20 protein-coding genes are annotated in these 18,895 nt (G+C 46.0%); 12 read left to right on the forward strand and 8 right to left on the reverse strand.

Going from position 1 to position 18,895, the window contains the following annotated elements; genetic code table 11:
- Positions 1-7: 7 nt before the first annotated feature.
- Positions 8-1,696 carry a hypothetical protein gene (locus LRP49_RS03815; RefSeq protein ID WP_274140356.1) on the forward strand — a complete coding sequence of 563 codons (1,689 nt, stop codon included), beginning with the start codon at positions 8-10 and terminating at the stop codon, positions 1,694-1,696.
- Positions 1,693-2,409, forward strand: a complete 717-nt coding sequence (locus LRP49_RS03820; protein ID WP_274140357.1) for a DUF3726 domain-containing protein — start codon at positions 1,693-1,695, stop codon at positions 2,407-2,409. The genes LRP49_RS03815 and LRP49_RS03820 overlap by 4 nt, the downstream gene beginning before the upstream one ends.
- Before the next feature lie 56 nt (positions 2,410-2,465).
- On the opposite strand, the gene efpL is transcribed toward LRP49_RS03820, so the two are convergent.
- Positions 2,466-3,041 carry an elongation factor P-like protein EfpL gene (efpL, locus tag LRP49_RS03825; RefSeq protein ID WP_274140358.1) on the reverse strand — a complete coding sequence of 192 codons (576 nt, stop codon included), beginning with the start codon at positions 3,039-3,041 and terminating at the stop codon, positions 2,466-2,468.
- Positions 3,042-3,222: 181 nt separating this feature from the next.
- Here efpL and LRP49_RS03830 point away from each other — a divergent pair, with 181 nt between their 5' ends.
- The 8 genes from LRP49_RS03830 (at position 3,223) to LRP49_RS03865 (ending at position 11,309) form a co-directional block, all read left to right on the forward strand.
- On the forward strand, positions 3,223-3,786 hold the full coding sequence (locus LRP49_RS03830) for a cysteine hydrolase family protein (protein WP_274140359.1): 564 nt from the start codon (positions 3,223-3,225) through the stop codon (positions 3,784-3,786).
- A gap of 63 nt (positions 3,787-3,849) precedes the next feature.
- Entirely contained in the window at positions 3,850-4,383 is a 534-nt protein-coding gene (locus tag LRP49_RS03835; RefSeq protein WP_274140360.1) for an NUDIX hydrolase, read from the forward strand.
- A 292-nt stretch (positions 4,384-4,675) separates the two neighbouring features.
- Positions 4,676-6,832, forward strand: a complete 2,157-nt coding sequence (locus LRP49_RS03840; protein WP_274140362.1) for a TonB-dependent receptor plug domain-containing protein — start codon at positions 4,676-4,678, stop codon at positions 6,830-6,832.
- A gap of 6 nt (positions 6,833-6,838) precedes the next feature.
- Positions 6,839-7,405, forward strand: a complete 567-nt coding sequence (locus LRP49_RS03845) for a YfiR family protein (protein WP_274140363.1) — start codon at positions 6,839-6,841, stop codon at positions 7,403-7,405.
- Positions 7,402-9,330, forward strand: a complete 1,929-nt coding sequence (locus tag LRP49_RS03850; protein ID WP_274140364.1) for a diguanylate cyclase domain-containing protein — start codon at positions 7,402-7,404, stop codon at positions 9,328-9,330. Before LRP49_RS03845 ends, LRP49_RS03850 begins: the two co-directional genes overlap by 4 nt.
- A gap of 91 nt (positions 9,331-9,421) precedes the next feature.
- Entirely contained in the window at positions 9,422-10,000 is a 579-nt protein-coding gene (locus LRP49_RS03855) for an HD domain-containing protein (RefSeq protein ID WP_274140614.1), read from the forward strand.
- A 30-nt stretch (positions 10,001-10,030) separates the two neighbouring features.
- Positions 10,031-10,501, forward strand: a complete 471-nt coding sequence (locus LRP49_RS03860) for a GNAT family N-acetyltransferase (protein WP_274140365.1) — start codon at positions 10,031-10,033, stop codon at positions 10,499-10,501.
- A gap of 184 nt (positions 10,502-10,685) precedes the next feature.
- Positions 10,686-11,309, forward strand: coding sequence for a LysE family translocator (locus tag LRP49_RS03865; RefSeq protein ID WP_274140366.1), 624 nt, complete (start codon positions 10,686-10,688; stop codon positions 11,307-11,309).
- A 44-nt stretch (positions 11,310-11,353) separates the two neighbouring features.
- Here LRP49_RS03865 and LRP49_RS03870 read toward each other — a convergent pair whose 3' ends face one another.
- Both LRP49_RS03870 and LRP49_RS03875 read right to left on the reverse strand, forming a co-directional pair.
- Positions 11,354-11,599 (reverse strand): PnuC protein, encoded by a 246-nt coding sequence (locus tag LRP49_RS03870; protein WP_274140367.1) that lies wholly within the window; start codon positions 11,597-11,599, stop codon positions 11,354-11,356.
- Positions 11,600-11,607: 8 nt separating this feature from the next.
- Positions 11,608-12,477, reverse strand: coding sequence for a LysR family transcriptional regulator (locus LRP49_RS03875; protein WP_274140368.1), 870 nt, complete (start codon positions 12,475-12,477; stop codon positions 11,608-11,610).
- Between the two features lie 116 nt (positions 12,478-12,593).
- On the opposite strand from LRP49_RS03875, the gene LRP49_RS03880 reads away from it, so the two are divergent.
- Both LRP49_RS03880 and LRP49_RS03885 read left to right on the forward strand, forming a co-directional pair.
- Positions 12,594-13,250 carry a glutathione S-transferase family protein gene (locus tag LRP49_RS03880; RefSeq protein ID WP_274140369.1) on the forward strand — a complete coding sequence of 219 codons (657 nt, stop codon included), beginning with the start codon at positions 12,594-12,596 and terminating at the stop codon, positions 13,248-13,250.
- A gap of 185 nt (positions 13,251-13,435) precedes the next feature.
- Complete coding sequence (locus LRP49_RS03885; protein ID WP_274140370.1) at positions 13,436-14,542, forward strand: M20/M25/M40 family metallo-hydrolase; 1,107 nt, start codon at positions 13,436-13,438, stop codon at positions 14,540-14,542.
- Positions 14,543-14,617: 75 nt separating this feature from the next.
- Here the strand turns inward: LRP49_RS03885 and LRP49_RS03890 are convergent, their stop codons facing one another.
- From LRP49_RS03890 to amt, 5 genes are all read right to left on the reverse strand, one after another.
- On the reverse strand, positions 14,618-15,223 hold the full coding sequence (locus tag LRP49_RS03890) for a LysE family translocator (RefSeq protein WP_274140371.1): 606 nt from the start codon (positions 15,221-15,223) through the stop codon (positions 14,618-14,620).
- A 42-nt stretch (positions 15,224-15,265) separates the two neighbouring features.
- Positions 15,266-16,090, reverse strand: coding sequence for an AraC family transcriptional regulator (locus LRP49_RS03895; protein WP_274140372.1), 825 nt, complete (start codon positions 16,088-16,090; stop codon positions 15,266-15,268).
- Positions 16,091-16,203: 113 nt separating this feature from the next.
- Positions 16,204-16,548, reverse strand: a complete 345-nt coding sequence (locus LRP49_RS03900; protein WP_274140374.1) for a hypothetical protein — start codon at positions 16,546-16,548, stop codon at positions 16,204-16,206.
- Entirely contained in the window at positions 16,548-16,772 is a 225-nt protein-coding gene (locus LRP49_RS03905; RefSeq protein ID WP_274140376.1) for a hypothetical protein, read from the reverse strand. The genes LRP49_RS03900 and LRP49_RS03905 overlap by 1 nt, the downstream gene beginning before the upstream one ends.
- A 168-nt stretch (positions 16,773-16,940) precedes the next feature.
- Complete coding sequence (gene amt / locus LRP49_RS03910; RefSeq protein WP_274140377.1) at positions 16,941-18,851, reverse strand: ammonium transporter; 1,911 nt, start codon at positions 18,849-18,851, stop codon at positions 16,941-16,943.
- Positions 18,852-18,895 lie beyond the last annotated feature (44 nt).

An 18,895-nucleotide genomic window follows, 5' to 3' on the forward strand; every position in this document is an offset into this window, starting at 1 on the left:
GAGCGGCATGGAAGTAAATTCAGTAACGGATCAAGCCTTGGAGCTACGCGATCCCGCGATTGTGATGGATCCGTACCGTATCGGTGCGATGCATCAAACACGTATCAGTTTTGTCCGCTCGCTCCTGAGAAAAATGTCTGACGAGAAATGGCAAATTGCCATCAAAACGTGGGCCATCGAAGAGAGCGGATTCGGCACTGCAATATATACATTAACCACCCCAACTCAAGTGTACGATTTGGTGGTATTTTCGGATGCGATTAAAGATGAAGAGCGAAATGATCGCGTTATTGCCGAAAAATGGGATGTCACATTTGCGCTGGTGAATGGGGAAGTCACGGAACAAGAACTCCAGCTTTTGCGCCAGAATGTGCCGTTGCAGGAAGCGGGACGCAATTCGCCGAAAGTGTTGGTACTTTCTCGTGCAAACAAGAGCGTGCGAGTGTTTGAACATATCGTTGATAGCCTTTCTCAGGGCGATCAACCCGATGTACATGCCATCGCGAACGTGGGGTATATCCTGCGAACGACGGCCGTATATGGCAATGGTAAGTTTGGCATTGCTGATTTCGAAACGCTGGAAACCAATGTTGACTTCAGCTTGTCATTTAGCGCGCAGATGTGTGCGGTGTACATACTGCGCCAATTTAGTTTGGACTGGGTGCATTTCCTTGCGAATGCGCGTGGTGGTGAAAAATCGGCACGACTATCGCCACAATTGCAACGTTATATTGGCATTGGAAACGCGACGGGATTAGGGATGGCTCCGTACCTTATCCGTCACCCTCGTGTCGTTGATAACTGGCTTCATCAGCGAGAGTTAGCGTTAGCATCTGTCTCAATGTGTGTGACAGACGATGATGCAAAAGCACGAGTGATTAAGTGGCTGGAGAAGGCGAGAACGCATTTAGATCAAGTAGTCACGATTGATGAGCATCAACAAGGGCTCAACGCACAAAGTGTGCAGGAGCTTCCTCACCTGATCGCTATTGTTCAGGGCTGCGGATCTGAAGACGTATGGAAAGTTGTCATTGAGAAGGCACATTCTTACAGTCTTGAAACGCAAGAGGTACTGATTGCTTCGTTGCTAGAAGCTTATCCAGACCGCGTTGATGTTTACTCGGATAGCATGAACACGGATGAGTCAGTTGCGCTAACACCAGGTGTGAGTGTCGCAGACATGTTGTCGCTTCTTGAATCACGTTATCGCTGGGCATTAGACATCGATTTCCAAGATGCCAATTGTCAGTATTGGTTTTGGTACCGTTCTGTCGACAAAGAAGAACCACGTATGGGGGTTAGAGGGACAGAGCCAGGAGAACATCATGAACTGCCTCTGGATATTGGTCGTCAGGTGTCACGCTTTTATACGGTGTTGAACCAGGCGGACAATGCGGGCTCGTTGGCACAGTTTCTTCTCAAGCACCCTGAGTATCGCCTAATTGCGCGCCGAGTTTGGACGTTAGGCAATTGCCCTATGGGTGACATTCAAATCAATGTGCTTGATAAACATGTTCTCCCCATGCATCTGCTCCGCTGCAAGCTCGCCATGTTCGGTGCGACTAAGTTTGATCCGCGTTCAGACCGCTGGGTTCGTGTCACCCTGTTTCAGGGGGCTCCGTTAGCGTCAGATACGTCGAATGGTGTCGCGACTGATGACTGGTTGTTTCCGCTGTTACCAGTCGAGGAGGCATGAGTCAGATGTATGTATCTCATAATGAACTCGTCACCTTGAGCGCGAAAGCGTTCGACAGTATGCAACGTCGCTGTGGTGAGTCAGATGCCATAGCGAATATGGTCGTCGATTTGGAAATGGCAGGGCTTTATGGCGTGACAAGTTTTGTGTCGGCTCTTCAGTTTCTTGATGGTGACCCTGAGGCGGATACACCAGATATTGAACTTGATGATGACGGCGTTGTGGCCAACTTATACGGAGCAAGCTTGCTGTGTCACTTCCCCGCGTTGTTGGATGTAGCGGTCGAACAACTAATGCAGTCGCCGTCAGCGACCTTGGTCATTCACCAATGTAAAAACCGTTTATTTGCCTTTGGAGAGTTAAACAAATTAGCGGGTAAGGGCATCTCTGTGCGAATGCGTTGGAGCAATGGTCGTGCGCCTGTTGGTATTGAATATATCCATAATGCAGGGAACCGTTATCCAGACATTTATTTCGGCATGAATCGCGGAGTTGATATTCAAGACGTGCACATTGAACTTAGCTTACAGCCTTTTGAGGTTTCTTCAGAGAAGGTGCCTGACATTTCTTCTGAAATGCAAGCGGCCGCGGTTAAGCGAGCATGGGAAAATGGCATTGAAGTCGACGATGCGCATTGGCAACTTCTTAAAGACTATGCATCTCGGTTATTGGTTGAAAACAGTGAACTGTCGGTGCGTGGTGCTGGAGAGTAAGAAAGCAGATAAGCCACTTAAGAAGAAAAGCCCTGAATATTCAGGGCTTTTTAGCATTACTTCGCGTCTACGCGGTTCATGAACTTTTGTTCAGCCGTGTTAACACGAATCTTGTCGCCAGGGGCAACGTATTCTGGCACCTGAACAACCAGACCAGTGGTCAGTGTTGCTGGTTTGGTGCGCGCACTTGCTGATGCACCTTTGATTGATGGAGATGTTTCAACGATCTCTAAATCAACCGCAGAAGGCAGTTCGATGGCAACAGGCTTACCGCTAACGGCCAGAACTTGAATACCTTTGGTGTCTTCGGTGATGAACAGCAGCTCTTCAGCGATGTCTTCTTTGTTGAAGTGGTACGGGGTGTAGTCTTCACAATCCATGAAGATGTACTCGTTACCATCGATGTAAGAGAAATCCGCCGCGTGACGGCTGAAGTCAGCCAGAGTCAGCATGTCGTCTGATTTAAAGCTCTCATCGTGCTTCGCACCTGTCGCTACATCGTACAGACGCATTCTAAACAAGCTGTTACCCGCGCGACCGCTTGGCGTCAGCTTGGAAATGTCTTTCACTGCCAGAATTTTGCCGTTGTGTTCAATCACGGCGTTCTTTTTAATATCACTTGCCTTTGGCATGGTCACTATTCCAGTTGAATAACTGGTGCGAAAAATATCATGAATTGGGATTTTGGCAAGATAGGAGCGGCAGAGATTCTCGATTTCAAGAGATGTCGCATACGCTGAATTGACCTTGATTGGGGCTTTGTACACTACCTTCTGGCATATACTGTACGAAAGTGAAAAAGAAGGAGGCTGTATGAAGACTGCCTTAGTTGTTGTCGACTTCATCAACGACATTGTCCATCCTGATGGAAAGATACCTTCCTGCGCGGAGCAGGTGGCTGAAAATCAGGTCATTGTTAAGGCTAATCAGGCCATTGCTTGGGCGCGGAAACTTGAGCATCTGATTGTGTTTGTCAAAGTGGGGTTTTCAGCCAACTATCATGACCAACCCAAGCAATCCCCGGTCTTCGGACAAGCTGACAAGATAGGTGCTCTAAGTTTAGGGGCATGGGGAACGGAGTTTCACGAATCGCTAAATATTGAGCCTGAAGACCTCGTCATTGTTAAACCCCGAGTCAATCCGTTTTATTGCACGCCGCTTGATGCAGTCTTGCGAGCCAACCAAATCAACAACCTCTACCTGTGCGGAGTGAGCACGTCTTGGGCGATCCAAAGTGCAGTGCGTGATGCGCATGATCGAGACTACACCGTTCATGTGATTTCTGACGCATGTGCCGCACATACTGAAGAGGAACACGCTCAGTCTTTAGCCATGTTAGAAAGAATTGCGACCATAACCCCCAGTCGGTTGCTTTGACTCCTGACATTCAAAAAAATGTGATGTAAGTTAACGAGATAGGGTAATGAGTGAAGATTTAAAATGATCAAAACATTGAGTTCTAAGATTGTATACAAGAACAATTGGATGTCAGTCAGGGAAGACGAAATCGAGAGACCAAGCGGCGCAGTGGGGATTTATGGTGTTGTCGATAAGCCAGATTGTGCAGTCATTATTGCCGTTGATGAAGGGAAAATTCATTTAGTGCAACAATATCGATACACAGTTCAACAGCGTTGTTGGGAGTTACCTCAAGGTGCGTGGGAATCGAATCCTGATGCGGATCATCTTGAATTGGCGAAAGGTGAGCTCAGGGAAGAGACAGGGCTAGATGCGGGTTTGATGACCTATTTAGGTAAGCAGTACATTGCGTACGGCTTTTTGAATCAAACATGCCATATTTATTTGGCCGGCCAACTTTCTTACATTGGGAATTGTTTAGATCTAGAAGAAGAAGATTTAATTACGCAGTCTTTTGAACTTTCAATGTTTGAGCAAATGATAATAAATGGTGAAATTAAAGATAACGTGACAATCGCCGCATATGGATTAGCTAAATTGAAAAACGTTGTTTAATTTACTTGGTGAAATATGTGACGGTTAGTTGACTGTTTCTCTTACTTTTCAACAAACTTCTAGTCGGTTTCTTGGCGCAGCGTGAATTAATTCCCATTGAACTGTAAAATTTTATAATTTGATTGGTAAGGCTATATTTTTTTGGACAATAACTCCCTTATAATCTCGCCAATATCTGGTGCGAAATAATAAGAAGCAGCTCCATAAACTTTCGGTACGCCAGAGAGAGATTTCCTTTGAAAAATGGAAATCTTAACAAATAAATTCTAATAATATGCTCTCGGAAGTACCTATGTTTAGAGCCCGTCTAGCAACAACGGCTGTCAGTCTATTACTGCCGATTCCACTCACTGTCTTCGCGCAGACCGATCTCAGTGAATTACTGGATATGCCTTTAGAAGCACTGTCCGATACAAAAGTTGTGTCCGCGACGAAAACAGCTCTCAGCCTTACTGATATTCCTGCTGCAACCTATGTCATCACGTCGAAAGAAATTAAGCGTTCAGGCGTACGTTCTGTTGCTGATGCACTGACATTGGCTCCAGGTCTGCATGTGGCGAAATTCTCTAACTATGATTGGGGCATTTCCGCTCGAACCACCAACGAAACCATGAGCAACTCAATGTTGGTAATGGTTGATGGACGCAGTGTTTTCAACCCTATGTTTTCCGGCGTCGATTGGGATCTTATCCCTGTAAGCTTGGAGAACATTGACCACATTGAAGTGGTATTGGGGCCAGTCGGTACGATTTGGGGAGGAAATGCGGTTCATGCGGTGATCAACATTATTACCTTGGACGCAGAAGAAGCCCCCAAAAAACATGTGTCTGCGGCGTTAGGAAACTATCACTATCAGGAATATCAGGTTCATCACGCTGGAGAGGTGAGCGATAACCTCTTTATGAGTGGTTATGCCGAGTTTGTCCAGCACATGCCGTGGACAAGCGATCAGGAGATTGTTCAACCTCATCAAGATTTTCGTGTTTATACCGAGCGTTTTGGTTTGCGGGGGGACTATCAGAACCTCGATAAAACGATTTCTTTCCAGCTAGGCGGTATCCGCTCACGTGAAGATTATCAATGGGGGCAATATCAACCGCACTTTCTTAATCCCGGTCAAGACGGTGAGGATTTCATTGCGTACCGCACGGAAATGTTAGCGCAAGAGTACTTTGGCGGGTTGAAGTTCCTGCAAGATCTTGGTGACGACAGGCAGTGGGAACAGCAGTTTTGGATTACCCACAGTAGTAGTGATGGCTCTGACCGCAACGCCTATTTCACACGCTACGATTCTGAAACCAGCTATCAAGATGCCAACGTATTCGGGGGTCATCTAACGGTAGGTTTAAGCTATCGCTATATCGATGAGAACTTCCGTCCATATAGCGAAGAGGAATACTATTCATCGCCTTATGTGCGCGTAGCAGATCAGTCTAGTTTTGATAATCAGAGCGTTGCCGCTTACTTTAACTACTTGTATCCAATAACGGATACGCTGCAGCTAATGGTGGGTAGCCGTTGGCAGTACTTCAATTTAACCCACGACACGTTTGCACAGCCACAAGTGCGTTTGATGCAATCACTGACAGATAACCAACGTGTTTGGGCAGGTTGGGGTAGAGCACTGGTTACGCCAGCACAAGAGGGGCGTACGACAGACTTCCATGACAATTTGTACTTAAGCGACGTTACTTTTTGCTATACAGCGAATCCAACATCCTGTTTTCAGGCAGACTATTTGCGCGTCATTGAATATCAGGGAAGTGAGGACATTGAGGTTCCAACTGTCGACACGTTTGAGCTTGGATATAGGTTTTGGACCGACAATCGCTTCCAGCTAGATATGAACCTTTTCTACAGCGAAGAAAAAAATATTCCTGCATGGGCAAGGGAAAGTGCAACTCAAACCCCGATTTCGGGTAACTCGTCACCCGGAACAATTGGGACAATCGTGGAAGTGCACAAGTTCCGCCAAATCGATCCATTAAGTGCGATTACATATGGGGGAGAGCTCAATTTAAAATGGTTACCGTCAGAAAACTTGCAGATCAACGCAAATTATAGCTACAAACGAATTTCAGCGGATTGTCACGGTACGATTTGTTCAAAGTCGGATACACCAATGCGTTCTTATGAAAACGAACCGCAGCATTTTGCTAGTGCACAAATTATGTGGGATGTGACAGACCGTTTATGGTTGAGCAGTGTGTTCCATTATGCTTCAGGCAGTGAGCCAGATGAAGCTCTTCAAGATGTTGATTACTACGCTTGGCCAGAAGTGATTACTTGGGATTTGTTAATGGGAATTCAACCTTTGTATAAAGGTATAGAAATGACGTTTACGGTCGAAAACCTGTTTAATGACCAAATCAACGAGTTTCCTGAATCATATAGTGCGTTCGATAATGGCACGCAATATTGGTTGGAAGTCGATTGGTATTTACCCTGAGGAAACATGGCAAAGCGTAAGGTAGATTTTAAACGCTTAAAACAACGGATAGTCGCCGCCTGTATTGGGGGGGTACTTCCGTTGTGCCTGTTTTTGGGGCAGTCCGCTTGGGCGAATGACTTCACCGACGACGAGTTGAAAGCGGTCTACCTGTTTCGTTTTGCCTATCTTGTCAACTGGGAAAATGTCACGGTTAAGGACGGTATCTATCACTATTGCGTCGATGGAATGAGTGAAGTTGCTCACCATCTAAAAAGTATCTCCGAACAAAAAAAACAGAAGGCACGCTTTTGGAACTTGGCGGATGAAGATCAATCCGCTCACCAATGCCACATCATATTTACGACAAGCCGAAAAGAAGAACAGATATTGTCATTGAGAACACGCTTTCCTGATTCCTTACTTGTAGGAGACGGGAAAACCTTCGTGGCGAATGGTGGAATGGCCTCATTTATAAAAATGAATAACCGTGTCAGGCCCTACATTGATATGCATAATCTTCTCGGTGTACCTTTTACGCTTCGCTCACAGTTGCTTTCCATCGCTGTGACCAAAGGGGAGGTAAAGGAATGACTCCGCAATTTATAAAAAACTTACCTTTACGTATAAAATTAATTCTACCGATTTGGTTGCTGATGACGGTATTCGTGATTGGCGGCGGCATGGCAACAATGCATGTGGTTAGCTTGAACCTTGAAAAAGGTCTTGCGAGTAGAGCTGATATTCTTGCAAGTGGTGCCGCGAGTAATTTAACCGCAGCCTTGGCGTTTGAAGATGTTGCTTCAGCCAAAGAACAACTGACTGCGTTAAGTTATGACCCTGACTTGGTGTTTGCAAAAGTCACGCGAGATAGCGGAACAGAGTTTGCGTCATTTTCTCGACTTCCCGTCGATTGCGCACCGCACCCGTCAGGATTTTTGTGTAATACGACGTTGTTGGAAAACGTGTCAAAACCGATTGCTTTGGGCTCGGAATCGTTAGGTACACTAAACCTCTATTTCTCCAAAACCTGGCTGATTGAAGAGAAACAACGCTTCACTGGCTATTTAGTCATGGCCACCACAGCGTTGTCTTTGTTCGCCTTGTTCTTCGCAAGAGCCATTCATGGTTTCGTTTCTCAGCCGTTGTCTTCATTGCATCGCTCTATGTCAAACATGATCCGCCTGGGCATCATGAGTCACACTTTGCCGGTGACTCAGCATGATGAACTTGGTCAATTGACCCAGTGTTTCAATGACATGGTGACTAGCCTTTATGAACGAGACAAGCAACTGGTTGCTACGCTGAGGCAACTTGAGGAAAAAAGTGTTTATATCAACCGGGTTCTCGACACTATCGACCATGGCATTATGGTAGTCGCACCGGGTGATTTGGTGACGTATTTTAATCCAGCGGCGGATCTTGAGTTGAAATCACTTGGGTGCTTGCCCACCGATCTCGACCAAATTTTCGCAGATTTTGAACCCGCGAAGATACTGTTGGAAATTTCCAAAGCGATTGATGAACACAGGCCTGTATATGGGGTTGAAATTCATCATCGTGCATCAGGGAAATTGTTCCGAGTGCGTTCAACACCGATGGCATCAGCGCAGCACTCTCTGGTGCAATTTGAAGATATTACTTCTCTTCAGATGGCGGAGCAGAGGCGTAAACTGGCTGAATTGATCTTTGACCAAAGCCAGGATGCAACGCTGGTTCTTTCTCGACGGTTAGCGGTAGAAGCGCAAAACAGAACGTGTTTAAGAACGTTTGGTGCAGTTCAATATTGGCATGAGCTCTTTTCACAGAAAAAAGGTGACTTGAAGACAAAAGAGCTAAAACAACTGCTATTGAAAGGGTCGTACACATGGACGTCGACATTGATTGGGGCGTCAGGGAATATTCTTCCTTGCAGGATTGTTGCGAGAACCGTCACCAATAGAAATGGAAAGGTCGAAGCGTTTGTTATTTCCATCTTTGATTTAACGACGAAGCTAGAACTCAAACGACTAAATCATATGGCTCACCACGATCCTCTTACTCAGTTGGCGAACCGCACGCATGCGATGACGGTACTCACGCAGGCTCACGAGCTTGGACAAGACATGCATGTCCTATTCGTCGATCTTGATGGATTTAAGAATGTGAATGACCAATATGGTCATCATGTGGGCGATGAACTGCTTAAAGTTGTTGCGAAACGCCTTAAAGGGTGTGTTTCTAGCGACGATTTGGTCGCGAGGTTAGCCGGAGATGAGTTTGTTATCGGTATTCGAGGGCGTGCCAAAGTTGACCATATTTTGGAGCGACTGGTTAAGAAACTGAATGAAGTGGTCATGGTAGAAGGTGTGCGCCCAAGGGTGAGTGCGAGTATTGGTATTCGTTATTGGGACCGTGATGATACAACGTCGTTGAAAGATGTCATCGATCAGGCTGACAAAGCAATGTACGAAGCAAAAGCCATGGGTAAAAATCGTTATGCTTTTTCAAGCGAAGGCAAGAGCACTGTACTAAGTTGATATATAAAGAGAACTCGACACCGATAAGAGATAACCAGTGGAACACTTAGATAACTTAGCCTCCAATTGCCTCGCGTTTATTGAAAAAGAAATGACCACGGATACGGCGCATGATACGAGTCATATTCTCCGTGTTGTAAAAACCGCCGAATCGCTTTGTGAGCGTGAAAACGCCAACAAAGCGATTGTGCTTCCTGCTGCTTATTTACATGATTGTTTCACTTTTCCTAAAAACCATCCTGAAAGAAAAGAAAGCTCCAGATATGCCGCAGACAAAGCTATTGCATTTCTGCAATCCATCAATTATCCGGCAGAGTATTTAGAAGCTATCCACCACGCCATTGTGGCGCATAGTTTTAGTGCTAACATTACGCCAGAAACCGTGGAAGCCAAGATAGTGCAAGATGCTGATCGATTGGATGCGCTAGGTGCCGTCGGTGTGGCGCGCTGTTTACTGGTGGGTGCAAGTTTTGACCGTCAATTTTATGCGTTAAACGACCCATTTTGCACTGAAAGAGAGCCGGATGATTACACCTATACGTTAGATCATTTTTATACCAAATTGCTGGGCTTACCTTCGACAATGCAAACCGTCGCCGCGAGGCGTGAAGGAGAGAAGCGTGTTGCTTTTATGAACGCGTTTCTTGAACAATTAAACCACGAAATATAAACACGTTTAACCGCGATAACAGGAGCAAGGATGTCCGATACGCAGTTGGTATTAGCGACGAAAAACGACGCGAGTTTATTGCAAGATTCAGCACTTGCAGCCTTTCAAGAAGACTTCAATTTGTACGGCGGATTTCCGCCTAACATTGAATCATTGACTTGGTTTGATGAATGCATTGAGAACAAGCAGTTTTACAAAATCCTGTATAAAAACGCCTTTGCTGGTGGACTCTGCATTGAAGATGCAGGAGAAGGAGTCATGGACATTCGCTATATCTACGTCTCAGATGCTTTTCAAAACAACGGGGTTGGACAAGCGGTGATGTCGATGGCTGAAACATTGCTGCCTAACATTAAACAGATTTATCTGTTAACGCCTTATAAGGCGTATCGAAATCACTATTTTTACGAAAAGCTGGGTTTCAAAAAAGTGGGTGAATTTCACCCTGATCCTGACGATGAATTTATGGTATTTGAGTACCAGAAATATTTACATGAATGAGACACTCCAGTCTTTTCTCTTTCCTTTCGAAAAAAGCTTTCATGAATTTTTATTCCTTCTGATAATGTGATGTAACCAAGCCAATGGGAAGTAGGTTACTTATTCCCGCTGCCCTTGTGGGGCTTGGCGTCTACGTTGCTAGACGAATGTTGCTACACGAATGTTGTTACACGAAGGAAGTGTTATGTCTGTGGAAGGGGCGATTACGTTTTTTATCGCTATATTTATTTTCGTTATTACACCAGGGCCGGGGATATTCGCCATTCTCGCAAGGGCTATGGTGACAGGATGGCGAGACTGCATAGCCATCTTGTCTGGTATGGTGCTGAGTGACCTCGTTTATCTCACTCTTGCTTGTTTTGGTTTGGCGACCATCGCAGAAAACTATTCAGAACTGTTTACCGTGATCCGCTACGCAGGCGCGGCCTACCTGATTTTCTTGGGCTACAAGATGTTCAAGGCGTTACCTCAGTTAGCTGAGATATCAGCGAAACCGGAGCGCAAGTCTAAAGGTTATGTCGCGGACTTTATGCAGGGATTTTTAATCTCGGCGTCGAATCCAAAGGTCATTATCTTCTACATTGCATTTTTGCCAACCTTTATGGACTTGACCGTATTAAGCATGAGTGATGTTGTGCTGGCTAACGTTCTTGCTGGGATTGCGTTGATGAGCGGTGGCATGTTGATTGCGGTTTGTGCCGACCGCGCAGCAAAACTTTTGAAAACAGAAAAGGCGATTAAACGCATGAACCGTAGCGCAGGTTCTATCATGATCGGTGCAGGGGCGTATTTAGCCATTAGCCGTTAAGCGTGCAGAGAAAATGAAAAAGCCGCCTCAGTTTGGCGGCTTTTTTAGTTTTCGCTGAGTTCCTCGGGCTTTGACCATTTCACAATGGCTCGAATATTCATCAGCAGGAAAATCACGTTGGCAATGATCATCGCGATACTGTCAGTCAAATAGCCCACACCAATCCATGAAGTGTTGCCACATATCATGAGGTAAAACCCCGCCTTATTTTTGTTGCCTATCTGCCAAATAGCCAAAAAGGTCAGCACCATCGCCAGCCAATCAATGCCGTAGTACTGAAGTACGTCCATCTCTTCCCCTAAGCAATATTTGCTGATTGTCTATCGTCATCAACGAACACGTTGGAAATGGTCGAGATAAGCGATGGCGTTATCAATGGGTGATTATGTGTCGCAGCAACAATCACAATGTCGATAGCAGGGAGCGGTGGCAAATTTCCGTTGTCGATAATGTGAAGATCATCCGGCACACTGCTTCGCGCCATGGCTGACATTGCCATGCCTTTTCTGACGACCGCTTTAAGCGTAGAAGCGCTTGTTGTGAAGGTAAGGAGATCAACCTCAATACCGAATTTTCCTAAGCCATCTAAGGCCGTTGAATGGAATTTACAATTTTTGTCAAACAAAGCGAGCGGGAGAGGACGCTGAGAGATTAAACGTTTGTCGCTACCACAGACCCACACACCTTTATCATGCTTTAATAGCCAGCCTTCATCGGAATCTGGTGCTCGGGTAACAACCGCCAAATCCAATTCGCCACTGTCTAAGCGTTGGCGAAGGCGCACACTGGAGGCACAAAGAATATCAAACGTCACATTCTGCTTTAGTTGATAGCGAAGCTGTTCTAGCAATGCTGGGAGAAGACTTTCAGCATAGTCATCAGGGCATCCAATACGAATGGGGCGGGTTGTGTCTTCCCGTTTAAAGGCATCAAGTGCTTCATCGTGAGAGGCGATGAGCCTGCGTGCATGGCTGACAAGCCTTTGGCCAGACAGGCTGAGACTGAGTGGTCGTTTATCTCTGTCAAACAAAGGGCTGCCTAATTCTTCTTCAAGCCTTTTAACTTGCATGCTAATGGCAGATTGTGTGCGGTGGATCTGAGCCGCTGCACGGGTAAAGCTACCCGTATCAACGATGGCTAAAAAGCTCCTGAGTGAGTCGATATCCATGCACCACTTCCTTGTATCAGCAATTCGAATACTAGGTATCAAAACTATGCGTTAGAAACCTATAGAGGGTTTAAGCATACTGCTTGCAAAGGGATGATTGCAAAAAGGAGAGTCTGATGAAACTGATCATTGCGAACAAAAACTATTCTACTTGGTCGCTAAGAGGCTGGCTGGCATTACGTGCTTTCGATGTTGATTTTGATGAGGTTGAATTACCGCTGTTCACAGAAGAGTTTTACGCAGAAATTGCCAAATATTCGGATGCAGCGAAAGTGCCAGTGTTGGTAGATGGGGATATCGCAGTTTGGGACTCTCTGGCGATTTGTGAATACGTAAACGATGCCTATCTGAGCGGGAGAGCTTGGCCAGAAAGTTTAGCGAACCGAGCAAAAGCGCGGGCCATTTCAGCAGAGATGCACTCGGGATTTATGGCGTTGCGAAATGAAATGCCCATGAACATTCGTGGTCGCAGAAAAGTGTCTCTCTCTCAAGACTGTTTGAACGATATTGCGCGAATTGACGACATTTGGGCAAGCCAAATGAAAGAATTTGGTGATAAAGGCGGTTGGTTATTTGGAGACTACTCGATAGCTGATGTGATGTATGCGCCGGTTATACTGCGTTTTATAACCTACGGTGTGACACTGTCAGCGGAAGCTCAACGCTATGCTAACCACGCACTACAAAGTGCTGCATTGCAGCAGTGGATAGAGGAGTCCAAAAAAGACACCAGCATTGTTTCAGAAGATGAAGCTGGCGTTGAAGTGGCATAAGCGTTCCCTCGTGGCTTGCTACTAAAAACAACTTCTTTCCTTAACCTACCTTCAACGGGCGAAAGCCCGTTTTTTTTGACCGATTTTCGGTCGTTTCGGCACTTTCTTTGATGTAGCCCATCACTTTTGCATTGGGCTTGGGTTTAAGGTGTTCATCCATCTTGCAGAAAAGAAGTCGCACACCGATGACAACAATCAATCAAGAAAGACTCGTAGAGCATTTTATCGAACTCGTTAAAATTGACAGTGAATCTGGCAATGAAAAAGCCATGGCCGAAACGGTGGCAGAGCAGCTAGGCAACATGGGCTTTGAAGTGAGCAAACTGCCTGTTCCTGAGCACATTTCTAACGGTTTTAACGTTTACGGCAAATTGAAAGGTGAGCTGGAAGGTAGCATCCTGTTTAGCAGCCACATGGACACGGTTACGCCGGGCAATGGTATCGAGCCAATCATCGAAGATGGCATTATCCGCTCAAAAGGTGACACCATTTTAGGTGGCGATGACAAATCGGGCATCGTTGCAGTGATGGAAGCGGTACGTGCGATTCAAGAAAATGGCGTAGCACACAAAACGATTGAAGTTGCATTCACTGTGTACGAAGAGCTTGGCCTTGAAGGTGCTAAGCATTTCGACATGAGCAAAATTGAATCTCAACAAGCGATCGTGTTGGATTCAGGTGGCCCTATCGGCACCATCATCACAACAGCACCAGGTCAGCAAAGCCTGAAAATTACCATCAAAGGTAAACCAGCGCACGCGGGCCTTGCACCAGAAACAGGTATCAATGCGTTGACCGTTGCCTCTGATGCAATCAGTGTGATGAACTTGAGCCGTATCGATGAAGAAACCACAGCGAACATTGGTGTAGTCCGTGGCGGTCAAGCAACCAACATCGTCATGCCAGAGCTGTACATTGAGGCAGAAGCGCGTTCTCTAGATGACAATAAGCTGGCTGCGCAAGTTGAGCACATGGTGACAACCTTCGAAGCTGCGGCTGAGAAACACGGTGCTGGCATCGAAATCGTTTCAACCCGCTCTTACAATGCATACAAACTTGCAGATGACGACGCGCATGTTGCGTCTATCAAGGCGGCATTTGAATCTATCGGTATCGAGCCAGTGACCAAGCCAACAGGCGGTGGTTCTGATGCGAACGTTTTCAATGAAAAAGGTCTTAAAACGGTTAACCTTTCTACGGGTATGTCAAAAGTACATACCACTGAAGAGTTTATCGCGATTGCAGATATGGTTGCAGTCAGCGATTTCATTCGTGCATACGTGACACGATAATCGCGACCTCATTGTGAAACCAAAGCCGCTCAATTGAGCGGCTTTGTTGTTTATGCAGTGGGTAAACAAAGGTGCTTATGCAAACCAAGTTAAATAGATGTGCTGGTATGCAATGCCGAAGGCCACATATACCAGCAGCAAAGACATCAACACGGTAAAAATGCGAAAATAAATGGGCTTTTCAATTTGTTGACCTACAAATGCCCCAACGATGGAGTAGGAAGCGGGTGCGCCAAACGCGAGTACCGTTAACACTCCAATCCAAAACAAACTGGAGAACCCTGAAATACCCGCCGCGGGAAACTGAATCGTAACGATAGGTAAGGTCGCAATGTAGCCTTTGGGATTGAGTAACTGAAGAAGTAGACCATCGACATATGTCAGGTGGGCAGTATCAGCACTCTCGGTTTTAAAAGACACGTCCGACCGAAACAATTTGATTGCGATATATAAAATGTATGCACAGCCGACAACACTGACATACGGCAGAGTCGATGCTGTAATAAGTGACCCGCCTAACAAGCTCATGACGACGAATAATATAAACATTGCGGAGGAAACTCCCGCAAAGTACCCCAGATTTTGACGCGTTTTACGTTGTACTCCGCCGTGTAACCCCAACAAATTGACAGGGCCGGGCGAGTACATAATGCCAATGGCATATGCCCATAGTTCTAACATATTTATACGTCCTGATTGATTGTATGAATCGGAGAGGTAGAGCTAAGTGGTTTGCAGTTGGTATTGCTTCGGTGTCATGCCGTAGACACGTTTAAATCGTCGGTTGAAGTGGCTGCTGTCAGCGAATCCAAAGCGTTGCGCGACGTCGCTGGAAGGTGAGCCGCACTCCAACGCTTTGCGCGCGGAGTTGATGCGACAATTTAGGATGTACTGGTGCGGTGTAATGCCAAACTGCGCTCTGAATTGACGAATAAAATGGAACTTGGACATATTCGCGGCTTCAGCAATATCGTCAATGCCAATATCTCGGCTGAGGTTGTCTTGAACAAAGTCTTTTGCGCGTAAAAGTAAGGTATCTTTCCGATTTGAAAGCGGTGGTTCGTTTAGCTTGCCAGCTTTAGCAACCATGGCATGAGAAAGCTGAAACAATGCGGCTTCCTGTTCAATACGACGTGATTCGGGGTTCTTGAGAGTGTGTGCAAGCACAAGAGCTTGGCTGCGAAGTGCAGTATCATTGATTAAACATCCTTCCACTCGTAGCTGACGCGGCGAGTTAACGCCCAGCGCAAGAAACTGAGATTCAAGCGTGTTCGGGTGAAGATACAGCATAAGGTATTCGAGATTTTCATCTCCGCCGGAGCTACCATCATGCACATCTTCAGGGTTAAACAGTAACACGCCGCCAGCAGGACTTTTGTGGAAGGCTCCCTGACAGAAAAAGTCTTGGCGACCTTGCAACGTCACGCCGATGGAAAATTCCTCGTGGGCGTGTTTGTCATAGGTAAAATCGCTCATATTGGCATCAAGCACCGACACCCCGTCGAGGTGCTGGCTGTTGATGAATTGAAAGCGATTCTCCGTGTCCACTGTGATTCCCTTATTTCGTGCTGCTGACCATTAAACAGAACTATAGGGTGTGAAGGCGAATAAAACTTGAACAAAATTGCTCAATGTTGGTATCGACGTTGAAATCTTGCTTATTAATTTTCAGGAATCGACATTTGACGGATGTGTTGTCGTAGCTCTTTGGCGTTAATTTCTGTGAGGATCAAGCTGACAAACATATAGGTCCCCAGCGCGAATTCAATGCCAGCCCACGTGAAACTCGCGTTCCCTAATGAAATGAACGAAAGCACAAGAAACAGCATGGCGATGAAAACTTGAATCAATTGAGGATATGAAATATTGAGCGTGTCGTTGGAGAGGTCTTTTGTGATAGTGACAGGCAAGGTTGCGTTGCCGAATGTGACGCGAACCTTGCCGTTTTTCATAACAGCGTTAAAGCCATTATTGTTCAGAATCTCTTGAAGAGATGTGAGCTCCACTAGAAGCCTCCGAATGATTCAGAGTGGCCGTAAGTCGCGCCGCAGCGGTCGCATTGGTGATAAGCACTACCTAGCATCAAATCCATAGAGTTGGAAAGAATAATGGTGGCACGTTGGAACACTGAACTGTCGGGTTGTGCCTTGCGAGGCTCAAGTTCAATACGTGTGTGCGTGGTCATTGTGCCGCACTTTTCACAAAATAGCTTATTATTTAGCTCTGTCATATCGCCTACCTTGGTCCTGTGAACAGAATCCTGTGCTACAGCTGGCATTTGTCCTAATGCTTTGTGCTGTAAAGATATATTTAGCCTACGGATCGAAGATGACATCTCTACTGTATCGACCTGTAAATGTGACGTGGTTCACAGTAAGTGCGCGATATTGTATGGATGTTAGCCAGTTGAGCGTATCTCTCTAAACACCGCGACACGATTACGACCGTCATGTTTAGCTTGGTATAGTGCTTTATCAGCTTCGTCAAAAAATGCCGACTTATTGCTGGTTGTGGCAGTTGAAACATAGGATAGGCCAATGCTTACCGTCACAATGTTTAGCTCGCTTTCAGCATGAGGGATGTTAAGTTGTTCAACACTGTTTCTTAATCGCTCAGCTAAGTGTTGGAGTGAGCTTGGGGTAGTATTAGGGATGATGACAGCAAATTCCTCTCCCCCGAATCGCGCTAGCGTATCTGAGGAGCGAAGCAGGCCGTCAGACAAGGCTTTACAGATGTTCTGAAGGCAGTAATCTCCTAACGTATGGCCATATCGATCGTTATACTTCTTGAAGTTATCGACATCGATCAGCATTAATCCTAGCCCGGTGCCTTCACGCTGGTTTCGTTGCCATTCATTATCATATTCGTTGTCAAACATGCGGCGATTTGCAATCCCAGTGAGCGGATCTAGGTTCGCCATACGAAGTAGGTTTTCCTCTCTGTCTCGGTATTCTTGGTTCACCGCTTCTAACAGATGGTTGTAGGCAATAGAGATGGCTGCGCTTTCTGAACCTCGATCAAAAGAAATCGTTCGCTCAAAATTCTTTTGTTCGCGCATGTCATCAACTTGCTGCATCAATTCGATGAGTTCATCTTTTAAACCGTGCTCGCCGTAGTTCAAGCCGATTGTCTCGGTCTGAGGTGATACCCTTAACGGGTATAGGCGATTGATCAATGTAAGTGCAAGATAACCCAATCCAAATGCCCACACGCCGCACGCAAGAACCCCGACGATTTGTGTGAGCAGTTGTTCACTGCGAGTAGCCCCTTCAAACGCAGACAGTGGTCCTACAATGGCAACGGCGAGCGTTCCCCAAATACCGCCACCGAGATGGACGGGAACGGCATCAACAACATCATCTAATTGCTTTTGAAGGAGTAAATGAGAGATCAGTACGCTAACAATGCCACCGACAAAGCCAACAAGTGCTGCCATGTGAGGCGACAAAATATTTGCACTCGCCGTGATGGAAACCAAACCAGCAAGTAATCCATTTAAGCAATAACGGATCCCCCGCATGGAATGAAGGTGCCATGAGAAAATAAGTGCAGCGACACCGCCAAAGCAGGCGGCAAGTGCAGTATTTGCAAACACAAGCGGGAGTTTCTCATTTGGGGTGATCAAACTACCGCCGTTGAAACCAAACCAACCAAAAAACAGAAGAAAAGTGCCAAGAGCAGATAACGGCAAATTCTGCCCGAATATGTCTTGTACTTTGCCCGCTTCATTAAAACGGCCTAACCGAGGGCCGAGGATAATAATGCCAGCGAGTGCTAACCAACCACCGACTGAATGCACAACGGTTCCGCCAGCAAAGTCGATGAAGCCTATCTCCCTTAGCCACCCGGGATCATTGGTGGAAAAATGCAGTCCACTCCATATCCAATGGCCGGATATAGGGAAAATAACCGAAGCAATGAGCAATGAACAAATCAGATAGCCTGAAAACCGCATTCTCTCCGCAACGGCTCCAGCAACAATGGTCGTTGCAGTTCCACAAAACATTAATTGAAATAAAAAGAAAGAAAGCAGGAAATGTTCACCATTAACTTCGAAGAAGAAGTTATCGAAACCGATGAAACCATTAATTGAAGAGCCATACATCAAGCCAAATCCGACGACCCAGTAACTAACGCCAGCCACGCAGAAATCAGCGACATTTTTTAGCGCAACATTTATGTTGTTTTTACTTCGTACAAGGCCACTCTCAAAGCACGTAAAGCCTGGCTGCATGAGCAATACCAACGCCGTGCATAACATTAGCCAGACTGTGTCTAAGAGCTCACCCTGAAGTTGAATTGATTCCATACTCACCAAAAAATGAAAAAGGCATAAGCCAATCGAAAGCTCAT

This window comes from Enterovibrio qingdaonensis, from assembly GCF_028683135.1.
GTDB lineage: Bacteria > Pseudomonadota > Gammaproteobacteria > Enterobacterales > Vibrionaceae > Enterovibrio > Enterovibrio qingdaonensis.

Bases quoted from the DNA above. Each gene is read 5' to 3' on its own strand.
- LRP49_RS03885 (WP_274140370.1), top strand. From the start codon at position 13,436: ATGACAACAATCAATCAAGAAAGACTCGTAGAGCATTTTATCGAACTC.
- LRP49_RS03850 (WP_274140364.1), top strand. From the start codon at position 7,402: ATGACTCCGCAATTTATAAAAAACTTACCTTTACGTATAAAATTAATT.
- LRP49_RS03905 (WP_274140376.1), bottom strand. From the start codon at position 16,772: ATGACAGAGCTAAATAATAAGCTATTTTGTGAAAAGTGCGGCACAATG.
- LRP49_RS03860 (WP_274140365.1), top strand. From the start codon at position 10,031: ATGTCCGATACGCAGTTGGTATTAGCGACGAAAAACGACGCGAGTTTA.
- amt (WP_274140377.1), bottom strand. From the start codon at position 18,851: ATGGAATCAATTCAACTTCAGGGTGAGCTCTTAGACACAGTCTGGCTA.
- LRP49_RS03840 (WP_274140362.1), top strand. From the start codon at position 4,676: ATGTTTAGAGCCCGTCTAGCAACAACGGCTGTCAGTCTATTACTGCCG.
- LRP49_RS03835 (WP_274140360.1), top strand. From the start codon at position 3,850: ATGATCAAAACATTGAGTTCTAAGATTGTATACAAGAACAATTGGATG.
- LRP49_RS03820 (WP_274140357.1), top strand. From the start codon at position 1,693: ATGAGTCAGATGTATGTATCTCATAATGAACTCGTCACCTTGAGCGCG.
- LRP49_RS03815 (WP_274140356.1), top strand. From the start codon at position 8: ATGGAAGTAAATTCAGTAACGGATCAAGCCTTGGAGCTACGCGATCCC.
- efpL (WP_274140358.1), bottom strand. From the start codon at position 3,041: ATGCCAAAGGCAAGTGATATTAAAAAGAACGCCGTGATTGAACACAAC.
- LRP49_RS03845 (WP_274140363.1), top strand. From the start codon at position 6,839: ATGGCAAAGCGTAAGGTAGATTTTAAACGCTTAAAACAACGGATAGTC.
- LRP49_RS03830 (WP_274140359.1), top strand. From the start codon at position 3,223: ATGAAGACTGCCTTAGTTGTTGTCGACTTCATCAACGACATTGTCCAT.
- LRP49_RS03870 (WP_274140367.1), bottom strand. From the start codon at position 11,599: ATGGACGTACTTCAGTACTACGGCATTGATTGGCTGGCGATGGTGCTG.
- LRP49_RS03875 (WP_274140368.1), bottom strand. From the start codon at position 12,477: ATGGATATCGACTCACTCAGGAGCTTTTTAGCCATCGTTGATACGGGT.
- LRP49_RS03890 (WP_274140371.1), bottom strand. From the start codon at position 15,223: ATGTTAGAACTATGGGCATATGCCATTGGCATTATGTACTCGCCCGGC.
- LRP49_RS03855 (WP_274140614.1), top strand. From the start codon at position 9,422: ATGACCACGGATACGGCGCATGATACGAGTCATATTCTCCGTGTTGTA.
- LRP49_RS03865 (WP_274140366.1), top strand. From the start codon at position 10,686: ATGTCTGTGGAAGGGGCGATTACGTTTTTTATCGCTATATTTATTTTC.
- LRP49_RS03880 (WP_274140369.1), top strand. From the start codon at position 12,594: ATGAAACTGATCATTGCGAACAAAAACTATTCTACTTGGTCGCTAAGA.